The following is a 23,134-nucleotide window of genomic DNA, read 5'->3' on the forward strand; positions in this document are numbered from 1 at the left end:
TATCTTTCATCCCAGTTGAGCAGCCATATATGAAACGCAAGAACCAAGGCTTCACCTTAATCGAGATGATGATCGTGGTGGCGGTCGTCGGCATCCTCACGGCCATTGCCATACCCAGCTACTCCGAGTACATACGCCGCGGACACAGGGCCGATGCCCGTGCGGGGCTGCTGCAGGCCCAGCAGTGGCTGGAAAGGGCTTCCACCGCCACGGGCGTCTATCCCACTGCACTGCCGGCCGCCCTCACCTGGGCAGGCGACAACAGCAAACGCTACACCATCGGATTCGCAGCAAACAATAGCAACGCAAGCTACACCTTGACGGCAGTGCCCCGTGGCCCGCAGACAGGCGACAAATGCGGAACCTATACGCTGAGCAACACCGGGCTGCGCGGCGCCGATGGAAAGGTCTCGTCGGACTCGGCATTCAACGCCGATTGCTGGGGCAAGTAAGACACACAGCCAAGCTGCCTTACCATGCTGGCCATGGCAGATTCCCCTCGACACATGCACCAAGCGCTTGGGCTCGCCGCCCAGGCGCTTTTTCTTTCCTCCCCCAATCCGCGCGTAGGCTGCGTACTGGTGGCACCTGATGGCCGGGTCGTTGGCCAGGGGTTCACCCAGCAGGCTGGTGGCCCACATGCCGAAGTGATGGCGCTGCGCGATGCCGCAGCACAGGGCGAGGATGTGCGCGGAGCAACCGCCTATGTGACGCTGGAGCCTTGCTCGCACCAGGGCCGTACAGGTCCCTGCTGCGATGCCCTGATCGCTGCAGGCGTTGCCAAGGTGGTAGGCGCACTCACCGATCCCAATCCCCAGGTAGCTGGCCAAGGTTTTGCGCGGCTGCGTGCTGCAGGTGTACAGGTGGAGGTGGGACCAGGTGCAGCCGAATCGCGCGAACTGAACATCGGCTTCTTCAGCCGCATGCTGCGCGGCATACCGTGGGTGCGCATGAAGGCCGCCAGTTCCCTTGACGGCGCAACCGCATTGCACAACGGTGTCAGCCAATGGATCACCTCGCCCGAGGCACGTGCCGACGGCCATGCCTGGCGCGCGAGGGCCTGCACCCTGCTGACGGGCATAGGCACGGTGCTGGAAGACGATCCGCGTCTGAACGTGCGTGAAGTGCCTACCCAGCGCCAACCGCGCATCGCGGTGGTGGATAGCCGGCTGGACACGCCGCTCACCGCCCAGGTACTGAAGACGCCCGGCGGCTGCCTTATCTACACCAGCAGTCAGGATACTTTGCGGTCCGAAGATTTGCAGGCGGCTGGCGCGACGATCATCCACATGCCCAACGCGCACGGCAAGGTGGACTTGGCCGCCATGCTGCGTGACCTGGCCGCGCGCGGTACGAACGAGCTGCATGTGGAAGCAGGCTTCAAGCTCAATGGCTCGCTGATACGCGAAGGGCTGGTCGATGAACTGCTGCTGTACCTGGCCCCCAAGCTGCTGGGCACGGGTGGCATGGGCATTGCCAGTTTCGGGCCACTGGACGCGCTGTCCGAGGCCCTTGCGCTGGAGTTGCACGATGTGCAGCGTATAGGGCCGGATCTGCGCGTTGTCGCTCGTGTTGAAGGGCGCGCCAGCTTCTGACGCGGACAGCAGCTTCCTGGACCAGCGGCTGGCGCAGCCGTCCGACACCCGATTGACCGATCCTTGGGCCAAATCTTCGAATCATGTCCGGCGCTCGCAACCTACAGCCTCTTCCATCCGTCAGCCTCTTCCGAGGCCTGCGGACCACGCTTGTCCTGCTGGTGTCCGCCGTGGTCTGCGGCTGCGCCAGCAGCTTGCCCTCTCAGGTCGATCGCCCCGTCACTGGCGCCTTGGAAGCCCCGCAAAGCACGCCATTGGGCTCTTTGGTGCAGCAATTGCGGCCAGCCAGCGTCAGGCCTCAAACCTCCGCCTTCACCCTCCTGTCCGGCGCCCAGGCCGCCTACGGCGCACGGCTGGCCCTGGTCGAGGGAGCGCAGCAGACGCTGGACCTGCAGTACTACGCCATCCATGCCGACGAGAGCACGCAGCGCCTGCTGCGCGGCGTGGTGGAGGCGGCGCGGCGTGGCGTGCGGGTGCGGGTGTTGCTGGACGACTTCCACAGCACGGGTGCGAATGCGCAGGTCATGCGGCTGGCCTTTGTGCCGGGCATAGAGATGCGCATGTTCAACCCGCTGGCGGGCGCACGCAGTTCCGTGCTGGGGCGGGCCTATACGCTGCTGACGGATTTCCAGCGGGCGCAGCAGCGCATGCACAACAAGCTCTTCATTGCCGACAACGCCATGGGCGTGATCGGGGGGCGCAATCTGGGCGATGCGTATTTCGACGCGGACAGCGCCAGCAATTTCGTGGACCTCGACGTGCTGGCTGCGGGGCCGGTGGTCGGCGATCTGTCACGCAGCTTCGACAGCTATTGGAACAACCCGCGCGCCTATCCGGTTCAGTCGCTCATCAGTCTCAAGGAGCTCAAGCAGCTGCGCGAGCGCTTTGCCGATGATGGCGATCAGGCGCAGGACGAGGACCCTACGCCTGCCGTTGCCGCCAAAGAGGCAAAGACGGCTGAGCAGGCCGCCGAACACAGCCGCATCATCTGGGACCAGCAGCCCATGGATTTGCGCAAGGCGCCATGGACCTGGGCCTCGGCCGCCGTGCTGGTGGACCAGCCGGCCAAGATCCCGCTGGACAGGGATGACAGCCCGAGCACCAGTGCGGACGCGTCTGCGCCAGCCACACCCGCCCCGAACAGCCCGCAGGCCAAGCCTGCTGGCACGCTGCCCATGGGCCAGCCAACTCCGGCCTTGCGCCAGGCGGCGCGCCCAGTGCTGGAGGCCGATTCGGTAGTGGACGGCCTGCTGGCCCTGGTCCGCAAGACGCGGCGCGATCTGCTGGTGGTCTCGCCCTATTTCGTGCCCGGTCCGGACATGATGGAGGCGTTTCGCGGCGCGCGGCAACGCGGGGTGCGCGTGCGCATCCTGACCAATTCACTGGCCTCCAATGACGCGCCCCTGGCCCATGCCGGCTATGCACGCCACCGCAAGGCGCTGCTGGAGATGGGCGTTGAACTCTATGAGATGCGCAGCACGGCGGCCAGTGTCCGCTCTGCGTTTGGCTCGGGCAGCAGTGGCGGTGGCGGTCCTTCAGGCGCCACGGGTGCCTCGCGCGCCATGCTGCATTCCAAGCTGCTGGTGGTGGATGGTCACCTGGTGGCAGTCGGCTCGATGAATCTGGACCTGCGCTCGCAACTGCAGAACACCGAGATCGCCCTGCTCATCGCCAGCCGCGAGTTCGGCAGGCTGGCCACGCAAAGTATTGACGAGGGCCTGCAGGACGGCAGCTGGCGCGTGGAGATCGACAAGGATGGAGGACTGGTCTGGCGGGCCTCGGAAGACAGCGACCGCGCCGACGAGCACAGCGAGCCCGATGCCAGCTGGGGCCTGCGCCTGATGCTCAAGCTCCTGGGCCCGCTGGCGCCGGACCACCTGCTGTAGGCGGGCGACAGCGCTACAACCCCGCCCACTCCTGGCGCCGAGCCAGCGCCTGGACCCAGAGGGTGATCTCGCGCTGATCGGTCTGGGTGCGCACCTCCTGATAGGCCTGCTCGGCCTCGGGAAAGCGGCGGCGCAGCAGGTTCAGCCATTGCTTGAGACGGCCTGCGCGCTGGCGCGGCTCCAGGTCCTCGCAGACCATGTCCCAGAAGCGCTGAACCTGGGGCACGAGGTCGCTCCAGTACACCTCGGCGGCCGGGGTCTGCTCACCTTCAACGGCGGCGCGAATGGCCAGCGCCAGGCCCGGGTCGGCAACGATTCCCCGCCCCAGCATCAGGTCGCTGCAACCCGATTGCTCGCGGCAGCGCAGCGCCTCCTGCACCGTCCATATCTCGCCGTTGGCCACCACGGGCACGGTCACGGATTCGCGGATGCGCGGGATCATCTCCCAGTAGGCGGGCGGGCGGTAGCCATCGAGCTTGGTGCGGGCATGAACGACGATTTCGCAGGCACCGCCGGCCTGCATGGCCTGGGCGCATTCGGTCATCAGGGCGGTGTCATTGAAACCCAGCCGCATCTTGGCCGACACGGGCATGGCCGCTGGCACGGCGGCACGCACGGCGCCCACCACGCGCGCAATTTGTTCCGGGTCCTGCAGCAGCGCAGCGCCGCCGCCGTGGCGGTTGACCACCTTGGCCGGGCAGCCGAAGTTCAGGTCGATGCCCTCCGGCCCCAGGCGCGCCAGATTGGCCGCGTTGGCCGCCATGCTGTCCGGGTCCGATCCCAGCAACTGGGCCCGCACGGGCACCCCCGCCAGCGTCCGGCTGCCATTGTTTAATTCCGGCATGGTGCGCAGGAATACCTTGTCGGGCAGCAGCGTCCCCGTGACGCGGATGAACTCAGAGACGCAGCGGTCCGCACCGCCCACGCGCGTGAGCACATCGCGCAGCACGAAATCAAGCAAGCCCTCCATGGGCGCCAGCAACAGTCTCATCAGCTGTGTTCCGGGACCTGCAGCCCCGTCTTCCTGTTACAGATCAAACAATATTCCTGCGGCCCGTATTGGCCGCCTGCCCCTTCGAATCGCCCCTCATCAAGGCGGCGGCAGGCGATTGTGCCCTTGCCGCAGCAAGTTGCACCGGACCAGTTGTCATGGCTTTTTCACGCCACGGTCATTCATGTAACGTGCAATCGGGGCTTGTCGGACTCCCCTGCCCTAACCATGCTGCTGCAAAAAACCGCCAAGGCCCTTGAAGAGCTGCAGCCCGGCCGGCGCAGCCTGCCGCTGCGCGAGCGCTCGGTGCTGCTGATGGCCGATGGCCGCACCGAGGAGCAGCTGCAGCAGGTGCTGGGTGCCCAGGCCAGGGAGCTGGTACAGCAACTGATAGACAGCGGCCATCTTCAGCGCCTGGCCGGCAATGCCATCGAAACATCGCCCCAGCCGCATGGCCCCGCGATGGCGCCAGCCGCTGCCAGGGAACCCGCTTCACCAGGCCCTGCCGCCACGCTGAATCTGGCCGGCACACGCATGTATCTGTTCGACCTGTGCGAGCGCATGTTCGCCAACCGCCATGAGGACAAGGCCCAGGTGCTGCGCCATCTGCTGCGCGAAGCGCGCGACCTGGCGGCTCTGCAGGCCGCCGCCTTGCAGCTGCTGCAGACCGTGCAGGAGCATGCCGGCAACGAGCGCGCGGATGCGCTGCGCGAGCGGCTGCAGCATCTGCTGCCCCAGGAGGCAAACGAGTCAATGGCAGCGCAAGGCGCCTGACCGGGATGAAAGCGTGGGTGCCGGCGATCAGCGAGGCGCCAGGCGCCACAGCGAGGTGACTTCGGCAGCGCGTGCGGCGTGCAGCGGATCGGCAGCGTCCGCAGCCTTCCCATGGCGTGGGCGGATGTCCTCTCGGCCCAGGACCTGCAGGCCAGCGGCCTCGATCCACTCCAGCAATTGCTCGCGCGAGCGCAGTTGCAGATGCTCGGCCAGATCCGACAGGATCAGCCAGCCTTCGCCGCCCGGCAGCAGATGCGCTGCAAGGCCTTGCACAAAGCCGCGCAGCATGCGGCTGCCTTCGTCGTAGACGGCCTGCTCCAGCAGGGAGCTGGCCTTGCCCGGCAACCACGGTGGATTGCAGACCACCAGGGCGGCCCGGCCTTCGGGGAACAGGTCTGCCTTGCGCAGGCTCACGCGCTGCGCCAATCCCAGTCGCTGCAGGTTGTCTTGCGCACAGGCCAGGGCCCGGTCGCTCAGGTCGGTGGCCACCACCTGCCGCACGCCACGGTGCAGCAAGAGAGCGGAAAGCACACCCGTGCCCGTGCCGATATCCCAGACTGCGGCATCGGACTGCTGGGCTGCGGCCGGCAGGGGCGCCTGCGCCACCAGATCCAGGTACTCGCCGCGCACCGGGGAGAACACGCCGTAGTGCGGATGAATGCTGAACTCCGGCATGCCCGGCACAGCCAGGGCCACGCCCTTCTTGCGCCACTCATGCGCGCCCAGCGCGCCCAGCAGTTCACGCAAGGGAACGATGACGCTGCGCGCACCCTGATCGGCGGGAATGTCGCCCCAGGCCTCGCGGCAGGCCTCGCTCCAGTCCGGGGCGCGGCGCAGGGCGCAATGCCAGCTGGCATCGAGCTCGATCATCACGCTGGACAGAATGCGTGCCCGCTGCGCCAGCGCCTGGCGGTGCAGGTGGAAGGCATGGGGAAAGACAGGCTTGGCGTCTTCCTTGCCGGCCCGCCGATGGCGAGCCTTGGCGGACGTCTCACGTGCAGGCTTGTCCAGGCGGCGGCCCAGCGCCGACAGCAATTGCCTGGCATTCTGAAAATCGCCGCGCCACAGCATCGCCTGGCCTTCGCAGGCCAGGCGGTAGGCGCTGTCGGCAGACAGGCTGTCGTCGGCGATGACGATGCGGCGCGGTGCGGTCATGGTGCTGTCCGCGCGCCACAGCGCTGCCTGCGTGGCCTCGTTCTCCTGCCTTTGCAGCAGGGACCAGTTCTGGGAAGAGGACAAGGCCTGCTGCTCCGTGAGTGATTTAGGGGGAAAGCGGGTCGGAGACCCGATCAGTTCAGTGCGCGCTTGAGCCGCACTTCCTCGATCTTGAGACCGCCCACCTGGGCCGTCTTGGCGGTGGACATTTCGCGCTTGAAGCCGGCGAGCTCGTGAAAGCGCAGCGCGCGTTCATTGCGCAGCGGCACCCACGACGTGACATTGGTGCAGCCTTCTTCAAGCAGGCCGTCGCGTGCGGCGTCCCACAGGGCCACACCCACACCCTGATTCCAGTGGGTAGGTGCAGCATAGATGGCCCAGATTTCACCGGTGGTCTGGCGCGACTTCTCATCGCGCGAGCGGTCGAAGCCGACGAAGCCGACGATCTTGTCGCCATCGATGGCGACCTGAACCTGGGGCTCGCAAAATTCAATGGCTTCGCGCCAATAGGCCTGGCGTTTTTCTACCGACGACATGCTCTTGAGCTGGTCATCGGGAACCAGACCTCGGTAAGCCTCCATGGCGGAAGCAGTATGGATCTGGGCAATCGCTTTTGCATCGCGGAGAGTGGCTGGACGAACCTGGATACTAGACATGGAAAAACCGAAACGAAAACAGGTGAAAATAGAAGGGCGTGATTTTCACCGGAATCGCGCTTTTTGCGTGCATCGAGCCCCTTAGCCATGCACGCAAGTACGGCTGTGCTCGTTTTCTTGCCCTCGGCTATCGGATGTGCTATGTGCTCTTCAAAAAAGAGCAGCTAGTGCATGCAACACAAGGCTCGCCAAGGAATCAGTTGACAATTCCTCACGATGCAGGCATGCCCGGCAGCACGCCCGATCGAGCCCTTGCTCACAGCCAGCGGCGCATCAGTTCCATGATGCGATCGAACTTCGCACCATAGGGCGGATACAGCATGGCGGCCCCTGACCAGCGCGACTGCACGAACACCGCCTTCTGATGGCTCAGCCGCGCAAAGCCCTGCTCCGAATGATAGGCACCCCAACCGCTGTCCCCCACGCCACCAAAGGGCAGGTTCTCGTGCGCGAAGTGCAGCAGGGTGTCATTGACCGTCACCCCGCCGCTGATGGTGCGTGACAGCACCGCATCACGCACCTTCTCGTCGCGGCCGAACCAGTACAGCGCCAGCGGCCTGGGCCCGGCGTTGATGGCCGAGACCACGTCGTCCAGCCTGTCGTAGCTGATCACGGGCAGGATGGGGCCGAAGATCTCCTCCTGCATGAGCTGCATCTGGCTGGTGGCATTGAAGACCAGGGCCGGTGCCATCTGGCGCTCCACGGCATCACCCCAGGCCATGTCCGCCCCCTCCTGGCTGGCGCCGCCGTCCTCCATCCATTCGACATGGGCGCCCATGCCCTGGGCCTGGCGCAGCATCTGCCGCAGGCGGGCCAGGTGGCGCTTGGTGAGGATGGCGGCATAGTCCGGGTTGCCGGCAAAGCGCGGGAACAGCCGCTGCGCGGCGGCGCGAAAGGCCTCGGCGAATTCGGCCTCCTGTCCACGCGGCAGCAGCACGTAGTCGGGGGCAATGCAGGTCTGGCCTGCGTTGACGAGCTTGCCATGTGCGATCTTGAGCGCCGCCTCCTTCAGGTCGCAGTCGGTGGAGACGATGCAGGGCGACTTGCCGCCCAGCTCCAGCGTGGTCGGCGTCAGGTGCGCTGCGGCCGCCTGGGCCACGCGCCGGCCCACGGCCGTCGATCCGGTGAACAGCAGATGGTCGAAGTGCAGGCCCGAAAACTGCGTGGCCACGCTCACATCGCCTTCGATCACGGCGAACTCCTCGGGCGCAAAGAACTGCCCCACCAGCGCGGCCAGTTGCGCCGACGTGTGCGGCGTGAGTTCGCTGGGCTTGAGCATGACGCGGTTGCCCGCTGCCAGGGCCGTGATGGCAGGCCCCAGCGCCAGCTGCACCGGATAGTTCCACGGAGAGATCACCCCCACCACGCCCAGCGGCTGGCGCTCTATCCACCCACGGCCCGGCATGAGCATCAGCGGCGTGCGCACCCGCTGGCGCCCCGACCAGCGCGCCAGATGGCGCAGCGTGTGCTTGAGCAGGTTGCGCAGCACGAACAGCTCCACCATCTCGGTCAACCGTGGCGAGCGCATGCCGAAGTCGGCCTGCACTGCGGCAGCCAGCACGGGGCCGTGCTCGTCCAGCAGCTTTTGCATGCGCAGCAGCCTCTCGCGGCGCACCAGCAGCGGCACGTCCACCTGCGCCCGGCTGGCCTGGTACTGAAGTTCGAAGACGCGATGAAGATCCATCTGGGTCATAGGGCTCAATGGTAAGAAGACGCGGCAGACGCTCTCGTGCTGCACAGGCCGCCTGCGGGTTGGCTGGATACGACGGCAAGCAGCCAGAACGGCTCGGAGAAAAAAAAGGGAGCCTTGCACGGGCTCCCGAGGGTTACAGACTATACGGGCCGATATGCGCGGCCTGGGCGCGAAGATGCGCAGGCCGCGTAAAGGCTGCAGCAAGACGCTTCAGGGCTCGCGCACTTCACGGGGCTGAACATCGGTCACCTCGCCCGCTCCCGGCAGCACGCCTGCGCCTGCACCTGCGCGACGGCCACCGCCTTCAGCCGCGCCGTAGGCGCGCTGCGGGCGCTGGGCCATCCACTCGGAGCCGGAGCGGTAGACGGTCTGCCAGCCAGCCCGCGGGCTCATGCGCATGGCCCAGGGCATGACCGGCTGGCCGGTGAGCCTGGCCCACAGCGCCCGCACGGCCCAGACCAGGGCCAGCAGCGCCGCTGCGGTGAGCAGGCTGACAAAGAAGACCAGGCCCACAAGCATCAGCAGGATGCGAACGGCCCAGCGGGTCAGGGTGGCGACGAAATCGTTCAAAGCAAAGCCTTTCTTGGCTGGCCCGGTGCGTCAGGCGGAGTCTGCCGCATCGAACCGGAATACGCCCGGTTCCTGTACCGGGTCCACATGCACCGCAATCGTGCTCTTGGGCGGGAAGCGCCCTTCGAGCAGCAGTTTCGACAACGGATTCTCGATCCGCTGCTGTATCGCGCGCTTGAGCGGCCGGGCCCCGAAAACGGGATCGAAGCCCACCTTGGCCAGTTCGGCCAGTGCTTGGTCGGACACCTGCAGCGCAAGGTCCATTTTCTCCAAACGCCGCTCCAGCAGCTTGAGCTGAATCCTTGCGATCGACTCGATATTCTTCGCGTCGAGCGCGTGGAACACCACGGTCTCGTCGATGCGGTTGAGGAATTCGGGTCGGAAATGGTTCTTGAGTTCCCCCCAGACCGCGTCTTTCACATCATCGTAATCCTCGCCGACCATGGCCTGGATCAGCAAAGAGCCTATGTTGCTCGTCATCACGATGACCGTATTCTTGAAGTCCACGGTGCGGCCCTGGCCGTCGGTCAGCCGGCCGTCGTCCAGTACCTGCAGCAGCACGTTGAAGACGTCGGGATGGGCCTTCTCCACCTCGTCGAGCAGCAGCACGCTGTAGGGCTTGCGGCGAACGGCCTCGGTCAGGTAGCCGCCTTCCTCGTAGCCCACGTAGCCGGGCGGCGCGCCGATCAGGCGGGCCACGGAATGCTTTTCCATGAACTCGCTCATGTCGATGCGCACCAGATGGTCTTCGCTGTCGAACAGGAAGCCGGCCAGCGCCTTGCACAGTTCCGTCTTGCCCACGCCCGTGGGGCCCAGGAACAGGAAGGAACCGGTGGGCCGGTTGGGATCGGACAGGCCCGAGCGCGAACGGCGTATGGCGTTGGCCACGGCCGAGATGGCCTCGTCCTGGCCGACGACGCGGTCATGCAGTCGGTCTTCCATGCGCAGCAGCTTGTCCTTCTCGCCCTGCATCATCTTGGCCACGGGAATGCCCGTGGCACGGCTGACCACCTCGGCAATCTCCTCGGCGCCCACATGGGTGCGCAGCAATCTGTGGGCGGGCGCACCGCCCTGCCCCTGCTCGCTGGCCTGGGCTTCGTTGAGCTGCTTTTCCAGCGAGGGCAGCTTGCCGTACTGCAGCTCGGCCACCTTGTTGAAGTCGCCCTTGCGCTTGAGCTCGTCGATCTGGATGCGGATCTGGTCGATCTCCTTGCGGATCTGCTCGGAGCCCTGGGCGCTGGCCTTTTCGCTCTTCCAGACGTCTTCGAGGTCGGCGTACTCGCGCTCCAAGCTGCCGAGTTCTTCCTCGATCAGTTGCAGGCGCTTTTGCGAGGCCTCGTCCTTTTCCTTCTTCATGGCCTCGCGCTCGATCTTGAGCTGGATCATGCGGCGCTCGAGCTTGTCCATGACCTCGGGCTTGGAGTCGATCTCGATCTTGATCTTGGCCGCAGCCTCGTCGATCAGGTCGATGGCCTTGTCGGGCAGGAAGCGGTCGGTGATGTAGCGGTGGCTCAGCTCGGCCGCGGCCACAATGGCCGGGTCGGTGATGTCCACGCCGTGGTGGGCCTCGTAGCGCACCTGCAGGCCGCGCAGGATGGCGATGGTGTCCTCGACCGAGGGCTCCTCGACCAGCACCTTCTGGAAGCGCCGCTCCAGCGCCGCATCCTTTTCGATGTACTTGCGGTATTCATCGAGCGTGGTCGCGCCGATGCAGTGCAGCTCGCCGCGCGCCAGCGCAGGCTTGAGCATGTTGCCCGCGTCCATGGCGCCATCGGCCTTGCCGGCGCCGACCATGGTGTGGATCTCGTCGATGAACAGGATGATGCGCCCCTCTTCCTGGGCCACTTCCTTGAGCACGGACTTCAGGCGTTCCTCGAAGTCGCCGCGGTACTTGGCGCCGGCCAGCAGGCCCGCCATGTCCAGCGACAGCACGCGCTTGTTCTTGAGGCTTTCGGGCACCTCGCCGGCCACGATGCGCTGGGCCAGGCCCTCGACGATGGCGGTCTTGCCCACGCCGGGCTCGCCGATGAGCACGGGGTTGTTCTTGCTGCGGCGCTGCAGCACCTGGATGGAGCGGCGGATTTCGTCGTCGCGGCCGATCACCGGATCGAGCTTGCCGATGCGCGCGCGCTCGGTCAGGTCCATGGTGTATTTCTTGAGGGCCTCGCGCTGGCCTTCGCCTTCGGCGCTGTCCATGGTCTGGCCGCCGCGCACGGCGTTGATAGCGGACTCCAGCGTGGAGCGCGTCACGCCGCTTTCCTTGAGCAATTGGCCCGCACGCGTGGAGGCGCCGCTGCTATCGGTCAGCGCCAGCAGGAACAGCTCGCTGGCAATGAACTGGTCGCCCCGCTTGAGGGCTTCCTTCTCGGTCACCTGCAGCAGGCGGCCCAGCTCGGAGCCGACCTGCACCTGGTCCTGATGCTGCACGCGCGGCAGGTCTGCCAGAGCCTTCTCGGCTGCGGCCTGCAGCTGCCCCACGTTGGCGCCGGCACGCTGCAAGAGCGAGCGCGGACCGTCGTCCTGGCGCAGCAGTGCCACGAGCAGGTGCAGGGGTTCGATGTTGGATTGGTCACCGCCCAGGGCCAGCGTTTGCGCGTCGGCCAGGGCTTCCTGGAACTTGGTTGTCAGTTTGTCGATTCGCATGGTGTTTCTTTTCGCTCCTGAAACAGGGTCATTGCGATTTATCTGATACCGGCAGGGCAAATTTCAAGCCATGCCCGGCCCGCAAGGACAGACGCTTGCGCCAGATCAAGGCCGGCGAGGCCGGCCATCCTTCTCAAGCATTGCGCTGAAAGATCGAGAACTGCGTAGGCGTAACGCCCAAATGCGCCCGGAAGCTGCGCACCAGGTGGCTGGCGCTGGAAAAGCCGCAATCCAGCGCCAGCTCGGCCAGCGGCGGCACGTTGCGCGCAGACAGGGCGCGCCGTGCCCGTGCCAGGCGCTGCTGCAGCACCCATTCGTGCACCGTGCAGCCCATGCTCTGGCGGAACATGCGTGCGAAATGGAATTCCGAAAGGCAGGCCTGTCTCGCCAGTGCCGGCAGCGACACGGCCTTGGAGTCATGCAGATGCGCCTCGATATGGGCAAGCACCCTGCGCCGCACGGCCGCAGAGAGCCCGCCCAGCGGCCGCTGCAGCGCCTGCACCTGGCGCGGCGTGGCGGACTGCAGCACCAGCCGGTCCACCAGCTGCTGGCCAATGGCATCGGCCGCCAGTTGCTGCTGCGGGTCCTGCCAGTCCAGCTGCATCAGCGCACGGGCACCGGCGTGGAAGGCCTGATCGTCCCCGTAGATCTGCGCACGCAAGGTGCGCGAGCGGGGCTCGGCATCCAGCATGCGGACCACGCGCCCCGCCCAGGCCAGGTCGGACACATACAGGTGCAGGAACTGCACGGGCGATCGCACCAGCCAGTGCGATTCGTCCTCTGGCGTGAAGATGCAGATGCGCCCCGGCGCCCCCATGGCCTCGGGCCGCGCCTTGAGCTGCGAGCCCTCGCCGCCGGCCAGGTAGACCGACAGCGTGTGGTGACCGGGCTGGCAGTAGCGCACCTCGTCGTCCACATTGGCCCAGACGGCCAGCTCCACCCCCTCGCTCAGGCGCACGCGCCGCTGCAGCAGGGCCTTGGAGCGTGACAGCACCTGGCACAGGTGGCTGGATGGCAGCTCGGGCAGCGGCGTGGGCGTCATGGCAGCGATTGTCGTCCCGCAGCCATACCGACGCATGGCGCCAGGCCATCAAACCGCAGGAATCTGCCATGCCCGCCCAGCCTGCGGCGCGATCATCACCGGCCATGACTGCCACCCTCTATGCCCTGGTCGTGCTGATCTGGGGTTCGACCTGGATCGCCCTGAAGCTGCAGCTGGGCACCGTGCCCGTGGAGCTGTCCATTGCCTACCGCTTTGCGCTGGCCGCCGTGCTGATGTTCGCCTGGCTGGCCTGGTCGCGCCAGCTGCGCGTGCCCCGCGGCCCGGCGCTGCCGCGCGTGCTGGCCCAGGGCCTGTGCCTGTTCAGCTTCAACTTCGTGTGCTTCATGCATGCCAGCGAGACGCTGGCCAGCGGCCTGGCCGCCGTGGTGTTCTCCAGCGCCAATCTCTGGAACGCGCTGCTGGCGCGCATCATCCACGGCCGCAGGCTGGCGCCCCATGTGCTGGCCGGCAGCCTCTTCGGCCTTGCAGGCCTGGTGGCGCTGTTCTGGCCCGAGCTGCGAGAAGGCCGGCATGCCAGCCTGCCCGGCCTGGCCTGGGCCGTGCTGGGCACGCTGTGCTTTTCCTGCGGGAACATGCTGTCGGCCTCGCTGCAGTCCATGGGCTGGCGGCCGGCCCAGACCAATGCCTGGGGCATGCTGGCCGGCACGCTGCTGCTGACCGGCTATGCGCTGGTGGCGGGCCTGCCCTGGCGCTTCGATGCCAGCTGGACCTATGTGGGCTCCTGGCTGTACCTGGCCATTCCGGGCTCGGTGATCGCGTTCACGGCCTACCTGACCCTGGTCGGGCGCCTGGGCCCCGAGAAGGCGGCCTATGCGACGGTGCTGTTCCCCATCGTTGCGCTCAGTATCTCGGCCCTTTTCGAAGGCTATGTGTGGACGCCGCTGGCCGTGGGTGGCCTGCTGCTGGTGATGTTCGGCAACCTGCTGGTGTTCCGGCCGCCGCAATGGTTGCGGGGTGCCGCACTGCGCAGGGCCTGAAGCGTCAGCTCACTGGCGCCAGCGCGCCAGCGCCTCTTCGTCGCTGACGCGCGCATCCACCCAGCGCGCGCCCTCGGGCGTCTGTTCCTTTTTCCAGAAAGGCGCCAGCGACTTGAGGTAGTCCATGATGTATTCGCAGGCCTGGAAAGCCATGCCCCGGTGCGATGCGGTGACGGCCACGAGCACGATCTGGTCCATGGGCTGCAGCGGGCCGATGCGGTGGATGACGCGCGCGCCATGGATGCCGAAGCGCTGCACGGCCTCGTCGATGATGGCCTCGATGGATTTCTCGGTCATGCCCGGATAGTGCTCCAGCTCCATGCTGGCCACGGCGGCGCCCTCGTTGCGGTCACGCACCGTGCCTATGAAGCTGCAGACCGCCCCCACGCGGGCGTCGCCGGAGCGCAGGGCGGCGAGTTCGGCCGATACGTCGAAATCCTCGGTCTGGATGGATACACGGGCTGCTTGCATGCCCGCATTGTCGCAGGGCGGCGGCGCGCCAGAAGGCGATGAACGCGGTAGCATTGCCCTCCCCCGCCCCCAGCGCTTTTTTGCTGCGGCGGGCCACGCATGGCCACACTCACGATCACCACCCCCGAATACATGCTCTACCCCTCGCCGCGCAACGAGCAGCGCGTGGTCTACGAGCACCAGCTGTTCGTGCCCCATCCCTACACCATCATCCACCTGCCCGACTACGGCTTTCGCGGCAAGGCCACGCTGTTTGCAGCCCACCGGCTGGGCGACGGCAAGATGGGCCAGCTGGTGAGCTGCGAGCTGGCCGAAGACATCGCACGCTTCGAACGCCTGTTCGAACCCGATTGAGGCGCGCCATGGACGAGACCAGCCAGATACAGCCGCCGCCGAGCTTTGCCGCCCTGTATGCCGACCGGCACGGCCGGCTCAAGGCATCGATTGCAGACGTGGTCGGGCGCTATGAACTGTGCGAGGACCTGGCCAGCCACCTGGTCGAGCAGGCGCAGACGCTTTACCACTCCGGCAACTCCTCGGAGCAAGGCGTGCTGCTGGGCATGCACGCGGGCCTTGCGGCCGATGGCTCCATCGTCAGCCCTGGTGAGGCGCGCTGGATCGTGCAGCGCCTGGCCGAGCTGCTGGAGTGGCAGGCACCGCTGCTGCCCGATGCATCAACCCCTCCCGGCGCCGAAGGCGCAGCCTGAAGGTCACCACCGAGGCGCTCAGGCGCGCTACACTGCGCGCCATGCCTGCAATCTTTGCCTTCCCCACATGCCACGGCGATGCCGTGTGCCTGTGCCTGGGCAAAGCCTGCAAACCCCAGCTCGTCTGACCGGAGCTGAGGTTCCGTCCAGATGAGCGACGGAACCGGCCCGGCAGCCTCCATCTCCCCTTCCCGCATCCCTTCAGGCGCCTGCCTTTCCGCCCTCGGTCTGGCCGGTGGCTGCGTCCGGTCGTTCATTGTTTGAATCACCCGAAGGGATCTTCCATGTCTTTGCCTTCCACCACCTCGCCGCAAGCCCGATTCCAGGGGCTGTGGCTTCCGCTGGTCACGCCCTTTCTTCCTGGAGATGAGGCGGCGGTGGACCACGGGGCGCTGCGCGCCCTGGTGCAGCACTACAACGCCAGCGGCATCGCCGGCTACGTGGCCTGCGGCTCGACCGCCGAGGCCGCCGCGCTGAGCGAAGCGGAGCACGATGCCGCCCTGTCCACCATCCTCTCAGCGGCCCAGGGCATGCCCGTGGTCATGGGCGTTTCGGACTGCCACCTGGGGCATGCGCTGGCCCGCGTTCAGGCACTGAACGCCCTGCCGCTGGCAGGCATTCTGGTGCCCGCGCCGCATTACATACGCCCGTCGCAGGCAGGCCTGCTGCAGTGGTTCACGGCGATTGCCGAGCGCAGCGCCCATCCGGTCATCGTCTACGACATTCCCTACCGCACCGGCGTGGTGCTGGAGCTGGCCACGCTGCGTGCGCTGGCCGCACATGAGCGCATCGTGGCCATCAAGGATTGCGGGGGCGATGCCGCCAAGACCCAGGCACTGATCGCCGATGGGCAACTGCAGGTGCTGGCCGGCGAAGACGCGCAGATCTTTTCCACGCTGGCCCTGGGCGGCGCGGGAGCGATTGCTGCCAGCGCGCACGCGCATACAGGGCACTTCGTCGAGCTGATGCAATGCCTGGAGCGCGGCGACCTGCCCGCTGCCCGTGCGCTGTGGCAGCCGCTGCAGCCGCACATCGCCGCCTGCTTTGCCGAGCCCAACCCCGCCCCCATCAAGGCCTTGCTGGCGCAGCAGGGCCGAATGCGGGCAACGCTGCGGGCGCCCATGCAGCCGGCATCGGCCGCGCTGGCGCAGCGGCTGGCCGGGATTCAGCTGCCGCTGCTGCCGTCCGCAGACAGTGTTGCCGAACGCAGGTCGGCGTAGCGGTTCAGGATGCGCTGCACCTGACCGTGCGTCCACTCGCCACCCCGGGCCGCGGCAATGCCGCGCGCATTGAGTTCGGCGGCCATGGCGCGGTGCGTCAGGCCGCGCGCCTGCAGTTCGGCGAACAGCGCCTCATGCTGCTGGGCGAAGGCATCGGCCGTGGATTTGCGCTTTTCCACGGTGGCGCGCAGGTTGTCTGCGCCTGCGCGGCCCAGCTGCACGCCGCGCGCCTTGGCTTCGGACAGGGCCTTGCGCGTGCGTGCGCTGATGGCCTGGTCCACGGGCTTGTCGGTGGTCATTTGGGTCAACCTCCGGTCACGGGGGGGAAGAAAGCCACCTCGTCCCCCTGCCGAATGGCGGCACCGGCATCGCACAGGACCTGGTTCAGCGCCATGCGCACGGCCTTGCCAGGGGCCAGCGCTTCGGTGGCGGCACCGCCACGCGCAATCAGTTCCTCACGCAGCGCGCCCACGGTGGCGGCCTCGGTGGACAGGGTTTCGCTGCCCGTGCCCAGGGCTTCGCGGATGGAGGCGAAATAGCGCACGGTGATGGTGATGGCGGTGGGGACGGCCTGGCTCATGACAGCAGCTCCGAAAAGGCGATGAAGCGCACCCGGTCGCCCGGCGCTATGGCCTGGCCTGGCGGGTTGTCCACCACGCCATCGCCCCAGGCTGCCGAGGTCAGCACGCCCGAACTCTGGTTGCGGAACAGCTCCAGGCCACCGCCCTCGTTGTAGCGCACGCGCAGGAATTCGCGGCGCTTGTCCCCGCGAGGCCAATGGAAGTCGGCGCGCACCTCGACCGAGCGCGGCAGCGCCTGCTGCACGCCCTGCAGGCGCAGCACGAAGGGGCGCACCAGCAAAAGGAAGGTGACGAAGCTGGAGACCGGGTTGCCGGGCAGGCCGATGAAGTGGGCAAAGCCTTCGCCCTCGCGGTTCACGCGGCCATAGGCGAAGGGCTTGCCGGGCTTGACGGCGATCTGCCAGAGGTCGAGCTGGCCCAGCGCCTGCACGGCGGGCTTGACATGGTCTTCCTCGCCGACCGACACCCCGCCGCTGGTCAGGATCAGGTCATGCGCGCGGGCCGCCTCGCGCAAAGCATCCACAGTGGCCTCGCGCCGGTCGGGGACGATGCCGAAGTCGGTGACCTCGCAGCCCATGCGCTGCAGCAGGGCGCGAAGGAAGAATCGGTTGCTGTTGTAGATGCTGCCGGGCGGCATCTGCTCGGGCGCCACGGTGCCCGGCATGACCAGCTCGTCGCCCGTGGAGAACAGGGCCACGCGCGGCTTGCGTGCCACGCGCAAAGAGGCCAGGCCGATGCTGGCGGCCAGGCCCAGCTCGGCCGGCGACAGGCGCGTGCCGGCCGCGATGACGGTGGCGCCGCGCCGGATGTCTTCGCCCGAGCGGCGTATCCATTGCCCGGCCTCGGGCCGCGCCTTGATGCGCACGCGACCGTCTTCCAGGACTTCGCAGTCTTCCTGCATGACGATGGCATCGGCACCTTCGGGCACCGGAGCCCCCGTGAAGATGCGCGCCCCCGTGCCCACGGCCAGCGGCTGGCCCACGGCGCCTGCGGGGATGCGCTGCGAGACGGGCAGCTCGGCATTGCCCTGCGTGCATTCGGCGCTGCGCACGGCGTAGCCGTCCATGGCGCTGTTGTCCTGGGGCGGCACCTGCAGCGGCGAGACGGCGTCGACCCGCAGCACGCGGCCATCGGCGTCAAAGCAGTCCACGGTGTCATCGCCAGCCAGCGGCAGTGCCTGGGCCAGCAGTTCGGCCAGCGCTTCATCGAGGGGCTTGAGCGGGGCTCGCATGGTTTTTCTCCTAGTCTTGGCCGCTGTCAGGTGCACGGTAGCGCAGGCGCTCCCCCTGATCCAGCAGCCATTGCAGTATCTGCGCTGGCGCGTTGAGGTCCAGCACGGGCTGGCGCGGCGGCTCGGGCAGGCGGGCCGGCGCATCGGTTGCCACGGCCAGCACATGGGGATCGTGCGGGAACAAAGGCGCCTGGGTCTTGCCGGCGCTGGTGCGCTCGGGCTGCTCGCGCCAGATTTCTATCTTGGGCAGGTCGGCGTGCTTGAAACCTTCTACCAGCACCCAGTCCACGAGGGGGTCCAGCTCGGCCAGCATGTCGTGCACCGACAGCTCCGTGGGCCGGGGGAATTCGCGCATCAGCGCCAGACGGCGATCGGAAGCCAGCACCACCTCATAGGCACCCGCCTTGCGGTGGCGCCAGCTGTCCTTGCCCTCGTGATCGACATCGAAATGGTGGTGGGCATGCTTGACCACCGAAACGCTGAGCCCCTGCGCACGCATCAGCGTGATCAGGGGCTCCACCAGGCTGGTCTTGCCCGAGCCGGAGTAGCCGGCGAAGCCGATGACCTTCATCGCCATGCACTCCAGCTGCGGACCTGCGGACAGCCCGGCCGTGGCATCAGTCGCAATGCCGGGCGATGTAGGCCTTGACCTGCTCGGCGTCGGCCGGCAAGTCGGTCACGCGCTTGGGCAGGTCCTCGATGCCTTCGAACTTGGCCGGGCGATCGGGCAGGCGGCCCAGGGCCTCCTCGATGGTGGCGGCGAACTTGATGGGCAGTGCCGTCTCCAGCACGATCATGGGCACGCCGGCCTGCAGCTGCTCGCGCGCCACCTTGACGCCGTCGGCCGTGTGCGTGTCGATCATGGTGCCGAAGCGCTCGAAGGTATCGCGGATGGTGGCCAGGCGGTCGGCATGCGTGCTCTTGCCGCTGACGAAGCCGTAGCGGGCAGCAGCTTCCTGGAACAGCGGGTTGCCGCCCAGGTCGAAGCGGCCCTGGCGTGCCACGCCCTCGGCGAACAATTCGCGCGTGGCCTGTCCATCGCGACCCAGCAGGTCGAACACGAAGCGCTCGAAGTTGCTGGCCTTGGAGATGTCCATCGAGGGGCTCGATGTCTCGTAGGTGTGCTCGCTGCCGCGCACCACGTAGGCGCCCGTGCGGAAGAACTCGTCGAGCACATCGTTCTCGTTGGTTGCCACCACCAGGCGCGCTATCGGCAGGCCCATCTGGCGCGCCACGTGGCCGGCGCAGATGTTGCCGAAGTTGCCACTGGGCACCGTGAAGCTGACCTTCTGGTCATTGCCCTGCGTGGCCTGCAGGTAGCCGGCGAAGTAGTAGACGACCTGGGCCAGCAGGCGGGCCCAGTTGATCGAGTTGACCGTGCCGATCTTGTACTTCGCCTTGAAGGCGTGGTCGTTGGAGACGGCCTTGACGATGTCCTGGCAGTCGTCGAACACGCCTTCGATGGCGATGTTGTGGATGTTGGCATCCTGCAGGCTGAACATCTGGGCCTGCTGGAAGGGGCTCATGCGGCCGCGCGGGCTGGTCATGAACACGCGCACGCCCTTTTTGCCGCGCATGGCGTACTCGGCGGCGCTGCCGGTGTCGCCGCTGGTGGCGCCCAGGATGTTCAGCTCCTCGCTACGGCGGCCCAGTTCGTACTCGAACAGGTTGCCCAGCAGCTGCATGGCCATATCCTTGAAGGCCAGCGTGGGGCCGTTGGACAGGGCTTCGAGCCACAGGCCGTCTTCCAGCGGGCGCAGCGGCGTGATCTCGGCCGTGCCGAACACCTGCTGCGTATAGGTCTTGGCGCACAGGGCGCGCAGATCCTCGGCCGGAATGTCGTCGATGTACAGGCTCAGGATCTCGAAGGCCAGGGCCGCGTAGCCCTGCTCCTTGTAGATGCTGCGCAGCTCGCCCAGGCGGGCGGCATCGATCTGCGGATAGCGCTCGGGCAGGTACAGCCCGCCATCGGGCGCCAGGCCCTCGAGCAGGATGTCGCAAAAGCGCTTGCGGTCCGCGTGGCCGCGCGTGGAAAGATAAAGCATGTCGCTTCCTCGTCAGTATTCTGTGAGACGGGGCGCGGCCGATGCCAGGGATGCCGAGCAAGGGCCGCCCCGCAGCGAGGGCGTCGTCCCCCTCCCGCGTGCGAGAGAGGGGGAAGCGGCGCAGCCGCTCAGGGGGTGTCTTAGTTCAACTCTTCCTTGCGGATGCGGTTGATAGGGGCCAGCACCGTGGGCAACTGCTGGATCTGCGCCAGGGCAGCATCCATGTCGCCTTCGCGCGTGGCGTGGGTCAGGATGATCAGGTCGGTCTGCGGCACGCCCTGGCTGCCTTCGCTGTCGCCGCTCACCTCGCCAGCCTCGCGCTGCAGCAGGGCATCGATGCTGATGCCGGCACCGGCGAGGATGCTGGTGATCTTGGCCAGCACACCGGCTTCGTCGGCCACGCGGATGCGCAGGTAGTAGCTGGTGACCACCTCGCTCATGGGCAGCACGGGCAGCTCGCCACCTGCGGCGACCAGCGTGTTCGACTGGAAGGCCAGCGGGGGCACGCGGTGCTCGGGGTCGGCCGTGTGCAGGCGGGCAATGTCCACCAAGTCGGCAATCACGGCGCTGGCCGTGGGCTCGGAGCCCGCGCCCTTGCCGTAGTACAGCGTCGTGCCCACGGCGTCGCCATGGACGACGACGGCGTTCATCGCGCCTTCCACGTTGGCGATCAGGCGCTTGGTCGGCACCAGGCTGGGGTGCACGCGCAGCTCGATGCCCTTGTCCGTGCGCTTGGTGATGCCCAGCAGCTTGATGCGGTAGCCCAGTTGCTCGGCGTACTTGATGTCGGCCGCAGACAGCTTGGTGATGCCTTCCACATGCGCCTTGTCGAACTGCACGGGAATGCCGAAGGCGATGGCGCTCATCAGCGTGACCTTGTGGGCGGCGTCCACGCCTTCGATGTCGAAGGTCGGATCGGCTTCGGCATAGCCCAGGCGCTGGGCCTCCTTGAGCACCACGTCGAAGTCCAGGCCCTTGTCGCGCATCTCGGACAGGATGAAGTTGGTCGTGCCGTTGATGATGCCGGCCACCCACTGGATCTGGTTGGCCGTCAGGCCTTCGCGCAGCGCCTTGATGATGGGAATGCCACCGGCCACGGCCGCTTCGTAGGCCACCATCACGCCCTTCTCGGCGGCGGCCTTGAAGATTTCGCTGCCATGCACGGCCAGCAGGGCCTTGTTGGCCGTGACCACATGCTTGCCGGCGGCAATGGCCTCCAGCACCAGGGCCTTGGCAATGCCGTAGCCGCCGATCAGCTCGATCACCACGTCGATCTCGGGGTTGGCGATGATCTCGCGCGCATCGCCGACCACCTTGGCCGTGTCGCCCACGACGGAGCGTGCGCGTTCCGTATCCAGGTCGGCCACCATGGCAATCTCAATACCGCGGCCCGCGCGGCGGCGGATCTCTTCCTGGTTGCGCTGCAGCACGTTGAAGGTGCCGCTGCCCACGGTGCCAATGCCCAGAAGGCCTACTTGGATCGGTTTCATAAACTACTTGCCAGTCAAAAAATGCTGCGGCGCCCAGAGGGTGCGCGCCGGCAGCCGGTAAAAAGCGATGGTCGGCGCAAGGCCCTCTCCCCCGCCGGCCCCCGCACAGTTCAGCCGCGGTCCGTGCCGTGGCGCTTGCGGTATTTCTCGAGGAACACGGCCAGGCGGCGGATGGCCTCGCGCAGGTCGGTGTCGTGCGGCAGGAAGACGATGCGGAAATGGTCGGGGTGCGGCCAGTTGAAGCCTGTTCCCTGCACCAGCATGACCTTGGTCTCCTGCAGCACTTCCAGGAAGAACGCCTGGTCATCCTTGATCGGGTAGATCTCGGGGTCCAGGCGCGGGAACATATACAGCGCGGCCTGCGGCTTGACGCAGCTCACGCCGGGGATTTCGGTGATCAGTTGGTAGGCCAGGTCGCGCTGCACGCGCAGCCGGCCGCCTTCCTGCACCAGCTCGTCGATGCTCTGATGCCCGCCCAGCGCCGTCTGCACGGCCCATTGGCCAGGCACATTGGCGCACAGGCGCATGTTGGAGAGCATGTTCAGGCCCTCGATATAGTCCTTGGCCGCCTTCTTGTCGCCCGAGACCACCATCCAGCCGGCGCGGTAGCCGCAGCTGCGATAGGCCTTGGACAGCGAGTTGAAGGTCAGCGTCAGCACATCGGTGGACAGGCTGGCCAGCGGCGTATGCACGACGTCGTCGTAGAGCACCTTGTCATAGACCTCGTCGGCGAAGATCACCAGGCCATGCTCGCGGGCCAGCGCCACGATGCTTTGCAGCAGCTGCTTGCTGTACAGGGCACCTGTCGGATTGTTGGGGTTGATGACGACGATGCCCTTGGTGCGCGGCGTGATCTTGGCGCGGATGTCGTCCAGATCGGGCATCCAGCCGTTGGACTCGTCGCACATATAGTGCACGGGCGTGCCGCCGGACAGGCTGGTGACGGCGGTCCACAGCGGATAGTCGGGCGCCGGCAGCAGCATCTCGTCGCCGTCGTCCAGCAGCGCGTTCGTGGCCAGGCTGATCAGCTCGGATGCGCCATTGCCCAGGTAGATATCGTCCAGCGTCACGCCCAGGATGCCCTGGCGCTGGGTCTCATGCATCACGGCCTTGCGCGCCGCGAAGATGCCCTTGCTGTCCGAGTAGCCTGCCGAATTGGGCAGGTTGCGGATCATGTCCTGCTGCACTTCCTCAGGAGCGTCGAAGCCGAACACGGCCAGATTGCCGATATTGAGCTTGATGATCTTCTGGCCGTCCTCTTCCATCTTCTTGGCCGCGTCCATGATGGGCCCGCGGATGTCATAACAGACGTTGGCTAGTTTTGCGGATTTGAGAACGGTTTTCATGCTGAGAATATGAAAATGGCCGGCGCGGGCTTGCGGCCTT

At 66.7% G+C, this 23,134-nt stretch carries 23 protein-coding genes; 8 read left to right on the forward strand and 15 right to left on the reverse strand.

Annotated elements, in window-relative coordinates; translation table 11 throughout:
* The first annotated feature begins 29 nt into the window (after nucleotides 1–29).
* The 3 genes from ACF8O7_RS10735 (at nucleotide 30) to ACF8O7_RS10745 (ending at nucleotide 3,481) form a co-directional block, all read left to right on the forward strand.
* Entirely contained in the window at nucleotides 30–452 is a 423-nt protein-coding gene (locus ACF8O7_RS10735) for a type IV pilin protein (RefSeq protein ID WP_016447728.1), read from the forward strand.
* Nucleotides 453–476: 24 nt separating this feature from the next.
* On the forward strand, nucleotides 477–1,595 hold the full coding sequence (gene ribD / locus ACF8O7_RS10740) for a bifunctional diaminohydroxyphosphoribosylaminopyrimidine deaminase/5-amino-6-(5-phosphoribosylamino)uracil reductase RibD (protein WP_126310784.1): 1,119 nt from the start codon (nucleotides 477–479) through the stop codon (nucleotides 1,593–1,595).
* An 83-nt stretch (nucleotides 1,596–1,678) separates the two neighbouring features.
* Nucleotides 1,679–3,481 (forward strand): phospholipase D family protein, encoded by a 1,803-nt coding sequence (locus ACF8O7_RS10745; RefSeq protein ID WP_126310786.1) that lies wholly within the window; start codon nucleotides 1,679–1,681, stop codon nucleotides 3,479–3,481.
* Nucleotides 3,482–3,494: 13 nt separating this feature from the next.
* Here the strand turns inward: ACF8O7_RS10745 and ACF8O7_RS10750 are convergent, their stop codons facing one another.
* Entirely contained in the window at nucleotides 3,495–4,472 is a 978-nt protein-coding gene (locus ACF8O7_RS10750) for a tRNA-dihydrouridine synthase (protein ID WP_047217374.1), read from the reverse strand.
* A 228-nt stretch (nucleotides 4,473–4,700) separates the two neighbouring features.
* Here ACF8O7_RS10750 and ACF8O7_RS10755 point away from each other — a divergent pair, with 228 nt between their 5' ends.
* The gene (locus ACF8O7_RS10755; protein ID WP_126310788.1) at nucleotides 4,701–5,246 is read left to right on the forward strand and encodes a hypothetical protein; all 546 of its coding nucleotides are present in this window, start codon (nucleotides 4,701–4,703) and stop codon (nucleotides 5,244–5,246) included.
* Nucleotides 5,247–5,273: 27 nt separating this feature from the next.
* On the opposite strand, the gene ACF8O7_RS10760 is transcribed toward ACF8O7_RS10755, so the two are convergent.
* From ACF8O7_RS10760 to ACF8O7_RS10785, 6 genes are all read right to left on the reverse strand, one after another.
* Complete coding sequence (locus tag ACF8O7_RS10760) at nucleotides 5,274–6,485, reverse strand: methyltransferase (RefSeq protein WP_392443342.1); 1,212 nt, start codon at nucleotides 6,483–6,485, stop codon at nucleotides 5,274–5,276.
* Nucleotides 6,486–6,535: 50 nt separating this feature from the next.
* Nucleotides 6,536–7,057 carry a GNAT family N-acetyltransferase gene (locus ACF8O7_RS10765; RefSeq protein ID WP_026062042.1) on the reverse strand — a complete coding sequence of 174 codons (522 nt, stop codon included), beginning with the start codon at nucleotides 7,055–7,057 and terminating at the stop codon, nucleotides 6,536–6,538.
* A gap of 256 nt (nucleotides 7,058–7,313) precedes the next feature.
* A complete protein-coding gene (locus tag ACF8O7_RS10770) occupies nucleotides 7,314–8,750 on the reverse strand; it encodes an aldehyde dehydrogenase family protein (protein ID WP_016447735.1) in 1,437 nt (478 codons plus the stop codon).
* Between the two features lie 210 nt (nucleotides 8,751–8,960).
* Nucleotides 8,961–9,320 (reverse strand): hypothetical protein, encoded by a 360-nt coding sequence (locus ACF8O7_RS10775; RefSeq protein ID WP_016447736.1) that lies wholly within the window; start codon nucleotides 9,318–9,320, stop codon nucleotides 8,961–8,963.
* 30 nt (nucleotides 9,321–9,350) lie between these two features.
* Nucleotides 9,351–11,963, reverse strand: a complete 2,613-nt coding sequence (gene clpB / locus ACF8O7_RS10780; protein ID WP_017404083.1) for an ATP-dependent chaperone ClpB — start codon at nucleotides 11,961–11,963, stop codon at nucleotides 9,351–9,353.
* 133 nt (nucleotides 11,964–12,096) lie between these two features.
* Nucleotides 12,097–13,005 (reverse strand): AraC family transcriptional regulator, encoded by a 909-nt coding sequence (locus ACF8O7_RS10785; protein WP_016447738.1) that lies wholly within the window; start codon nucleotides 13,003–13,005, stop codon nucleotides 12,097–12,099.
* A 68-nt stretch (nucleotides 13,006–13,073) separates the two neighbouring features.
* On the opposite strand from ACF8O7_RS10785, the gene ACF8O7_RS10790 reads away from it, so the two are divergent.
* Nucleotides 13,074–14,003 (forward strand): DMT family transporter, encoded by a 930-nt coding sequence (locus ACF8O7_RS10790; protein ID WP_016451200.1) that lies wholly within the window; start codon nucleotides 13,074–13,076, stop codon nucleotides 14,001–14,003.
* 9 nt (nucleotides 14,004–14,012) lie between these two features.
* On the opposite strand, the gene moaE is transcribed toward ACF8O7_RS10790, so the two are convergent.
* On the reverse strand, nucleotides 14,013–14,474 hold the full coding sequence (moaE, locus tag ACF8O7_RS10795; RefSeq protein ID WP_016447740.1) for a molybdopterin synthase catalytic subunit MoaE: 462 nt from the start codon (nucleotides 14,472–14,474) through the stop codon (nucleotides 14,013–14,015).
* Between the two features lie 99 nt (nucleotides 14,475–14,573).
* Here moaE and ACF8O7_RS10800 point away from each other — a divergent pair, with 99 nt between their 5' ends.
* From ACF8O7_RS10800 to dapA, 3 genes are all read left to right on the forward strand, one after another.
* Nucleotides 14,574–14,828, forward strand: a complete 255-nt coding sequence (locus ACF8O7_RS10800; protein WP_212644976.1) for a hypothetical protein — start codon at nucleotides 14,574–14,576, stop codon at nucleotides 14,826–14,828.
* A gap of 8 nt (nucleotides 14,829–14,836) precedes the next feature.
* Nucleotides 14,837–15,181, forward strand: a complete 345-nt coding sequence (locus ACF8O7_RS10805) for a hypothetical protein (RefSeq protein WP_047217375.1) — start codon at nucleotides 14,837–14,839, stop codon at nucleotides 15,179–15,181.
* Nucleotides 15,182–15,465: 284 nt separating this feature from the next.
* Nucleotides 15,466–16,401 carry a 4-hydroxy-tetrahydrodipicolinate synthase gene (gene dapA, locus ACF8O7_RS10810; RefSeq protein WP_016451198.1) on the forward strand — a complete coding sequence of 312 codons (936 nt, stop codon included), beginning with the start codon at nucleotides 15,466–15,468 and terminating at the stop codon, nucleotides 16,399–16,401.
* Here dapA and ACF8O7_RS10815 read toward each other — a convergent pair.
* From ACF8O7_RS10815 to ACF8O7_RS10845, 7 genes are all read right to left on the reverse strand, one after another.
* Entirely contained in the window at nucleotides 16,347–16,700 is a 354-nt protein-coding gene (locus ACF8O7_RS10815; RefSeq protein WP_017404077.1) for a recombinase family protein, read from the reverse strand. The two genes, dapA and ACF8O7_RS10815, sit on opposite strands and share 55 nt — an antisense overlap.
* A gap of 5 nt (nucleotides 16,701–16,705) precedes the next feature.
* Nucleotides 16,706–16,981 (reverse strand): molybdopterin converting factor subunit 1, encoded by a 276-nt coding sequence (gene moaD / locus ACF8O7_RS10820; protein WP_277848864.1) that lies wholly within the window; start codon nucleotides 16,979–16,981, stop codon nucleotides 16,706–16,708.
* Entirely contained in the window at nucleotides 16,978–18,213 is a 1,236-nt protein-coding gene (gene glp, locus ACF8O7_RS10825) for a gephyrin-like molybdotransferase Glp (RefSeq protein WP_392414752.1), read from the reverse strand. The genes moaD and glp overlap by 4 nt, the downstream gene beginning before the upstream one ends.
* Before the next feature lie 10 nt (nucleotides 18,214–18,223).
* A complete protein-coding gene (gene mobB / locus ACF8O7_RS10830) occupies nucleotides 18,224–18,784 on the reverse strand; it encodes a molybdopterin-guanine dinucleotide biosynthesis protein B (RefSeq protein WP_016447747.1) in 561 nt (186 codons plus the stop codon).
* Between the two features lie 46 nt (nucleotides 18,785–18,830).
* The gene (gene thrC / locus ACF8O7_RS10835; RefSeq protein WP_392414753.1) at nucleotides 18,831–20,258 is read right to left on the reverse strand and encodes a threonine synthase; all 1,428 of its coding nucleotides are present in this window, start codon (nucleotides 20,256–20,258) and stop codon (nucleotides 18,831–18,833) included.
* Between the two features lie 140 nt (nucleotides 20,259–20,398).
* Nucleotides 20,399–21,748, reverse strand: a complete 1,350-nt coding sequence (locus tag ACF8O7_RS10840) for a homoserine dehydrogenase (protein ID WP_016447749.1) — start codon at nucleotides 21,746–21,748, stop codon at nucleotides 20,399–20,401.
* 110 nt (nucleotides 21,749–21,858) lie between these two features.
* Entirely contained in the window at nucleotides 21,859–23,094 is a 1,236-nt protein-coding gene (locus ACF8O7_RS10845) for a pyridoxal phosphate-dependent aminotransferase (protein ID WP_016447750.1), read from the reverse strand.
* Nucleotides 23,095–23,134 lie beyond the last annotated feature (40 nt).

The organism is Delftia sp. WSY_16 (genome assembly GCF_043104415.1).
In the GTDB taxonomy this organism is placed as follows: Bacteria; Pseudomonadota; Gammaproteobacteria; order Burkholderiales; family Burkholderiaceae_C; genus Comamonas; species Comamonas tsuruhatensis.

Bases quoted from the DNA above. Each gene is read 5' to 3' on its own strand.
- ACF8O7_RS10745 (WP_126310786.1), top strand. From the start codon at position 1,679: ATGTCCGGCGCTCGCAACCTACAGCCTCTTCCATCCGTCAGCCTCTTC.
- ACF8O7_RS10815 (WP_017404077.1), bottom strand. From the start codon at position 16,700: ATGACCACCGACAAGCCCGTGGACCAGGCCATCAGCGCACGCACGCGC.
- ACF8O7_RS10800 (WP_212644976.1), top strand. From the start codon at position 14,574: ATGGCCACACTCACGATCACCACCCCCGAATACATGCTCTACCCCTCG.
- ACF8O7_RS10735 (WP_016447728.1), top strand. From the start codon at position 30: ATGAAACGCAAGAACCAAGGCTTCACCTTAATCGAGATGATGATCGTG.
- ACF8O7_RS10755 (WP_126310788.1), top strand. From the start codon at position 4,701: ATGCTGCTGCAAAAAACCGCCAAGGCCCTTGAAGAGCTGCAGCCCGGC.
- ACF8O7_RS10845 (WP_016447750.1), bottom strand. From the start codon at position 23,094: ATGAAAACCGTTCTCAAATCCGCAAAACTAGCCAACGTCTGTTATGAC.
- glp (WP_392414752.1), bottom strand. From the start codon at position 18,213: ATGCGAGCCCCGCTCAAGCCCCTCGATGAAGCGCTGGCCGAACTGCTG.
- ACF8O7_RS10805 (WP_047217375.1), top strand. From the start codon at position 14,837: ATGGACGAGACCAGCCAGATACAGCCGCCGCCGAGCTTTGCCGCCCTG.
- thrC (WP_392414753.1), bottom strand. From the start codon at position 20,258: ATGCTTTATCTTTCCACGCGCGGCCACGCGGACCGCAAGCGCTTTTGC.
- ACF8O7_RS10790 (WP_016451200.1), top strand. From the start codon at position 13,074: ATGCCCGCCCAGCCTGCGGCGCGATCATCACCGGCCATGACTGCCACC.
- ACF8O7_RS10750 (WP_047217374.1), bottom strand. From the start codon at position 4,472: ATGAGACTGTTGCTGGCGCCCATGGAGGGCTTGCTTGATTTCGTGCTG.
- ACF8O7_RS10765 (WP_026062042.1), bottom strand. From the start codon at position 7,057: ATGTCTAGTATCCAGGTTCGTCCAGCCACTCTCCGCGATGCAAAAGCG.
- moaE (WP_016447740.1), bottom strand. From the start codon at position 14,474: ATGCAAGCAGCCCGTGTATCCATCCAGACCGAGGATTTCGACGTATCG.
- ACF8O7_RS10770 (WP_016447735.1), bottom strand. From the start codon at position 8,750: ATGACCCAGATGGATCTTCATCGCGTCTTCGAACTTCAGTACCAGGCC.
- ACF8O7_RS10785 (WP_016447738.1), bottom strand. From the start codon at position 13,005: ATGACGCCCACGCCGCTGCCCGAGCTGCCATCCAGCCACCTGTGCCAG.
- clpB (WP_017404083.1), bottom strand. From the start codon at position 11,963: ATGCGAATCGACAAACTGACAACCAAGTTCCAGGAAGCCCTGGCCGAC.
- ribD (WP_126310784.1), top strand. From the start codon at position 477: ATGCTGGCCATGGCAGATTCCCCTCGACACATGCACCAAGCGCTTGGG.
- ACF8O7_RS10840 (WP_016447749.1), bottom strand. From the start codon at position 21,748: ATGAAACCGATCCAAGTAGGCCTTCTGGGCATTGGCACCGTGGGCAGC.
- mobB (WP_016447747.1), bottom strand. From the start codon at position 18,784: ATGAAGGTCATCGGCTTCGCCGGCTACTCCGGCTCGGGCAAGACCAGC.
- dapA (WP_016451198.1), top strand. From the start codon at position 15,466: ATGTCTTTGCCTTCCACCACCTCGCCGCAAGCCCGATTCCAGGGGCTG.
- moaD (WP_277848864.1), bottom strand. From the start codon at position 16,981: ATGAGCCAGGCCGTCCCCACCGCCATCACCATCACCGTGCGCTATTTC.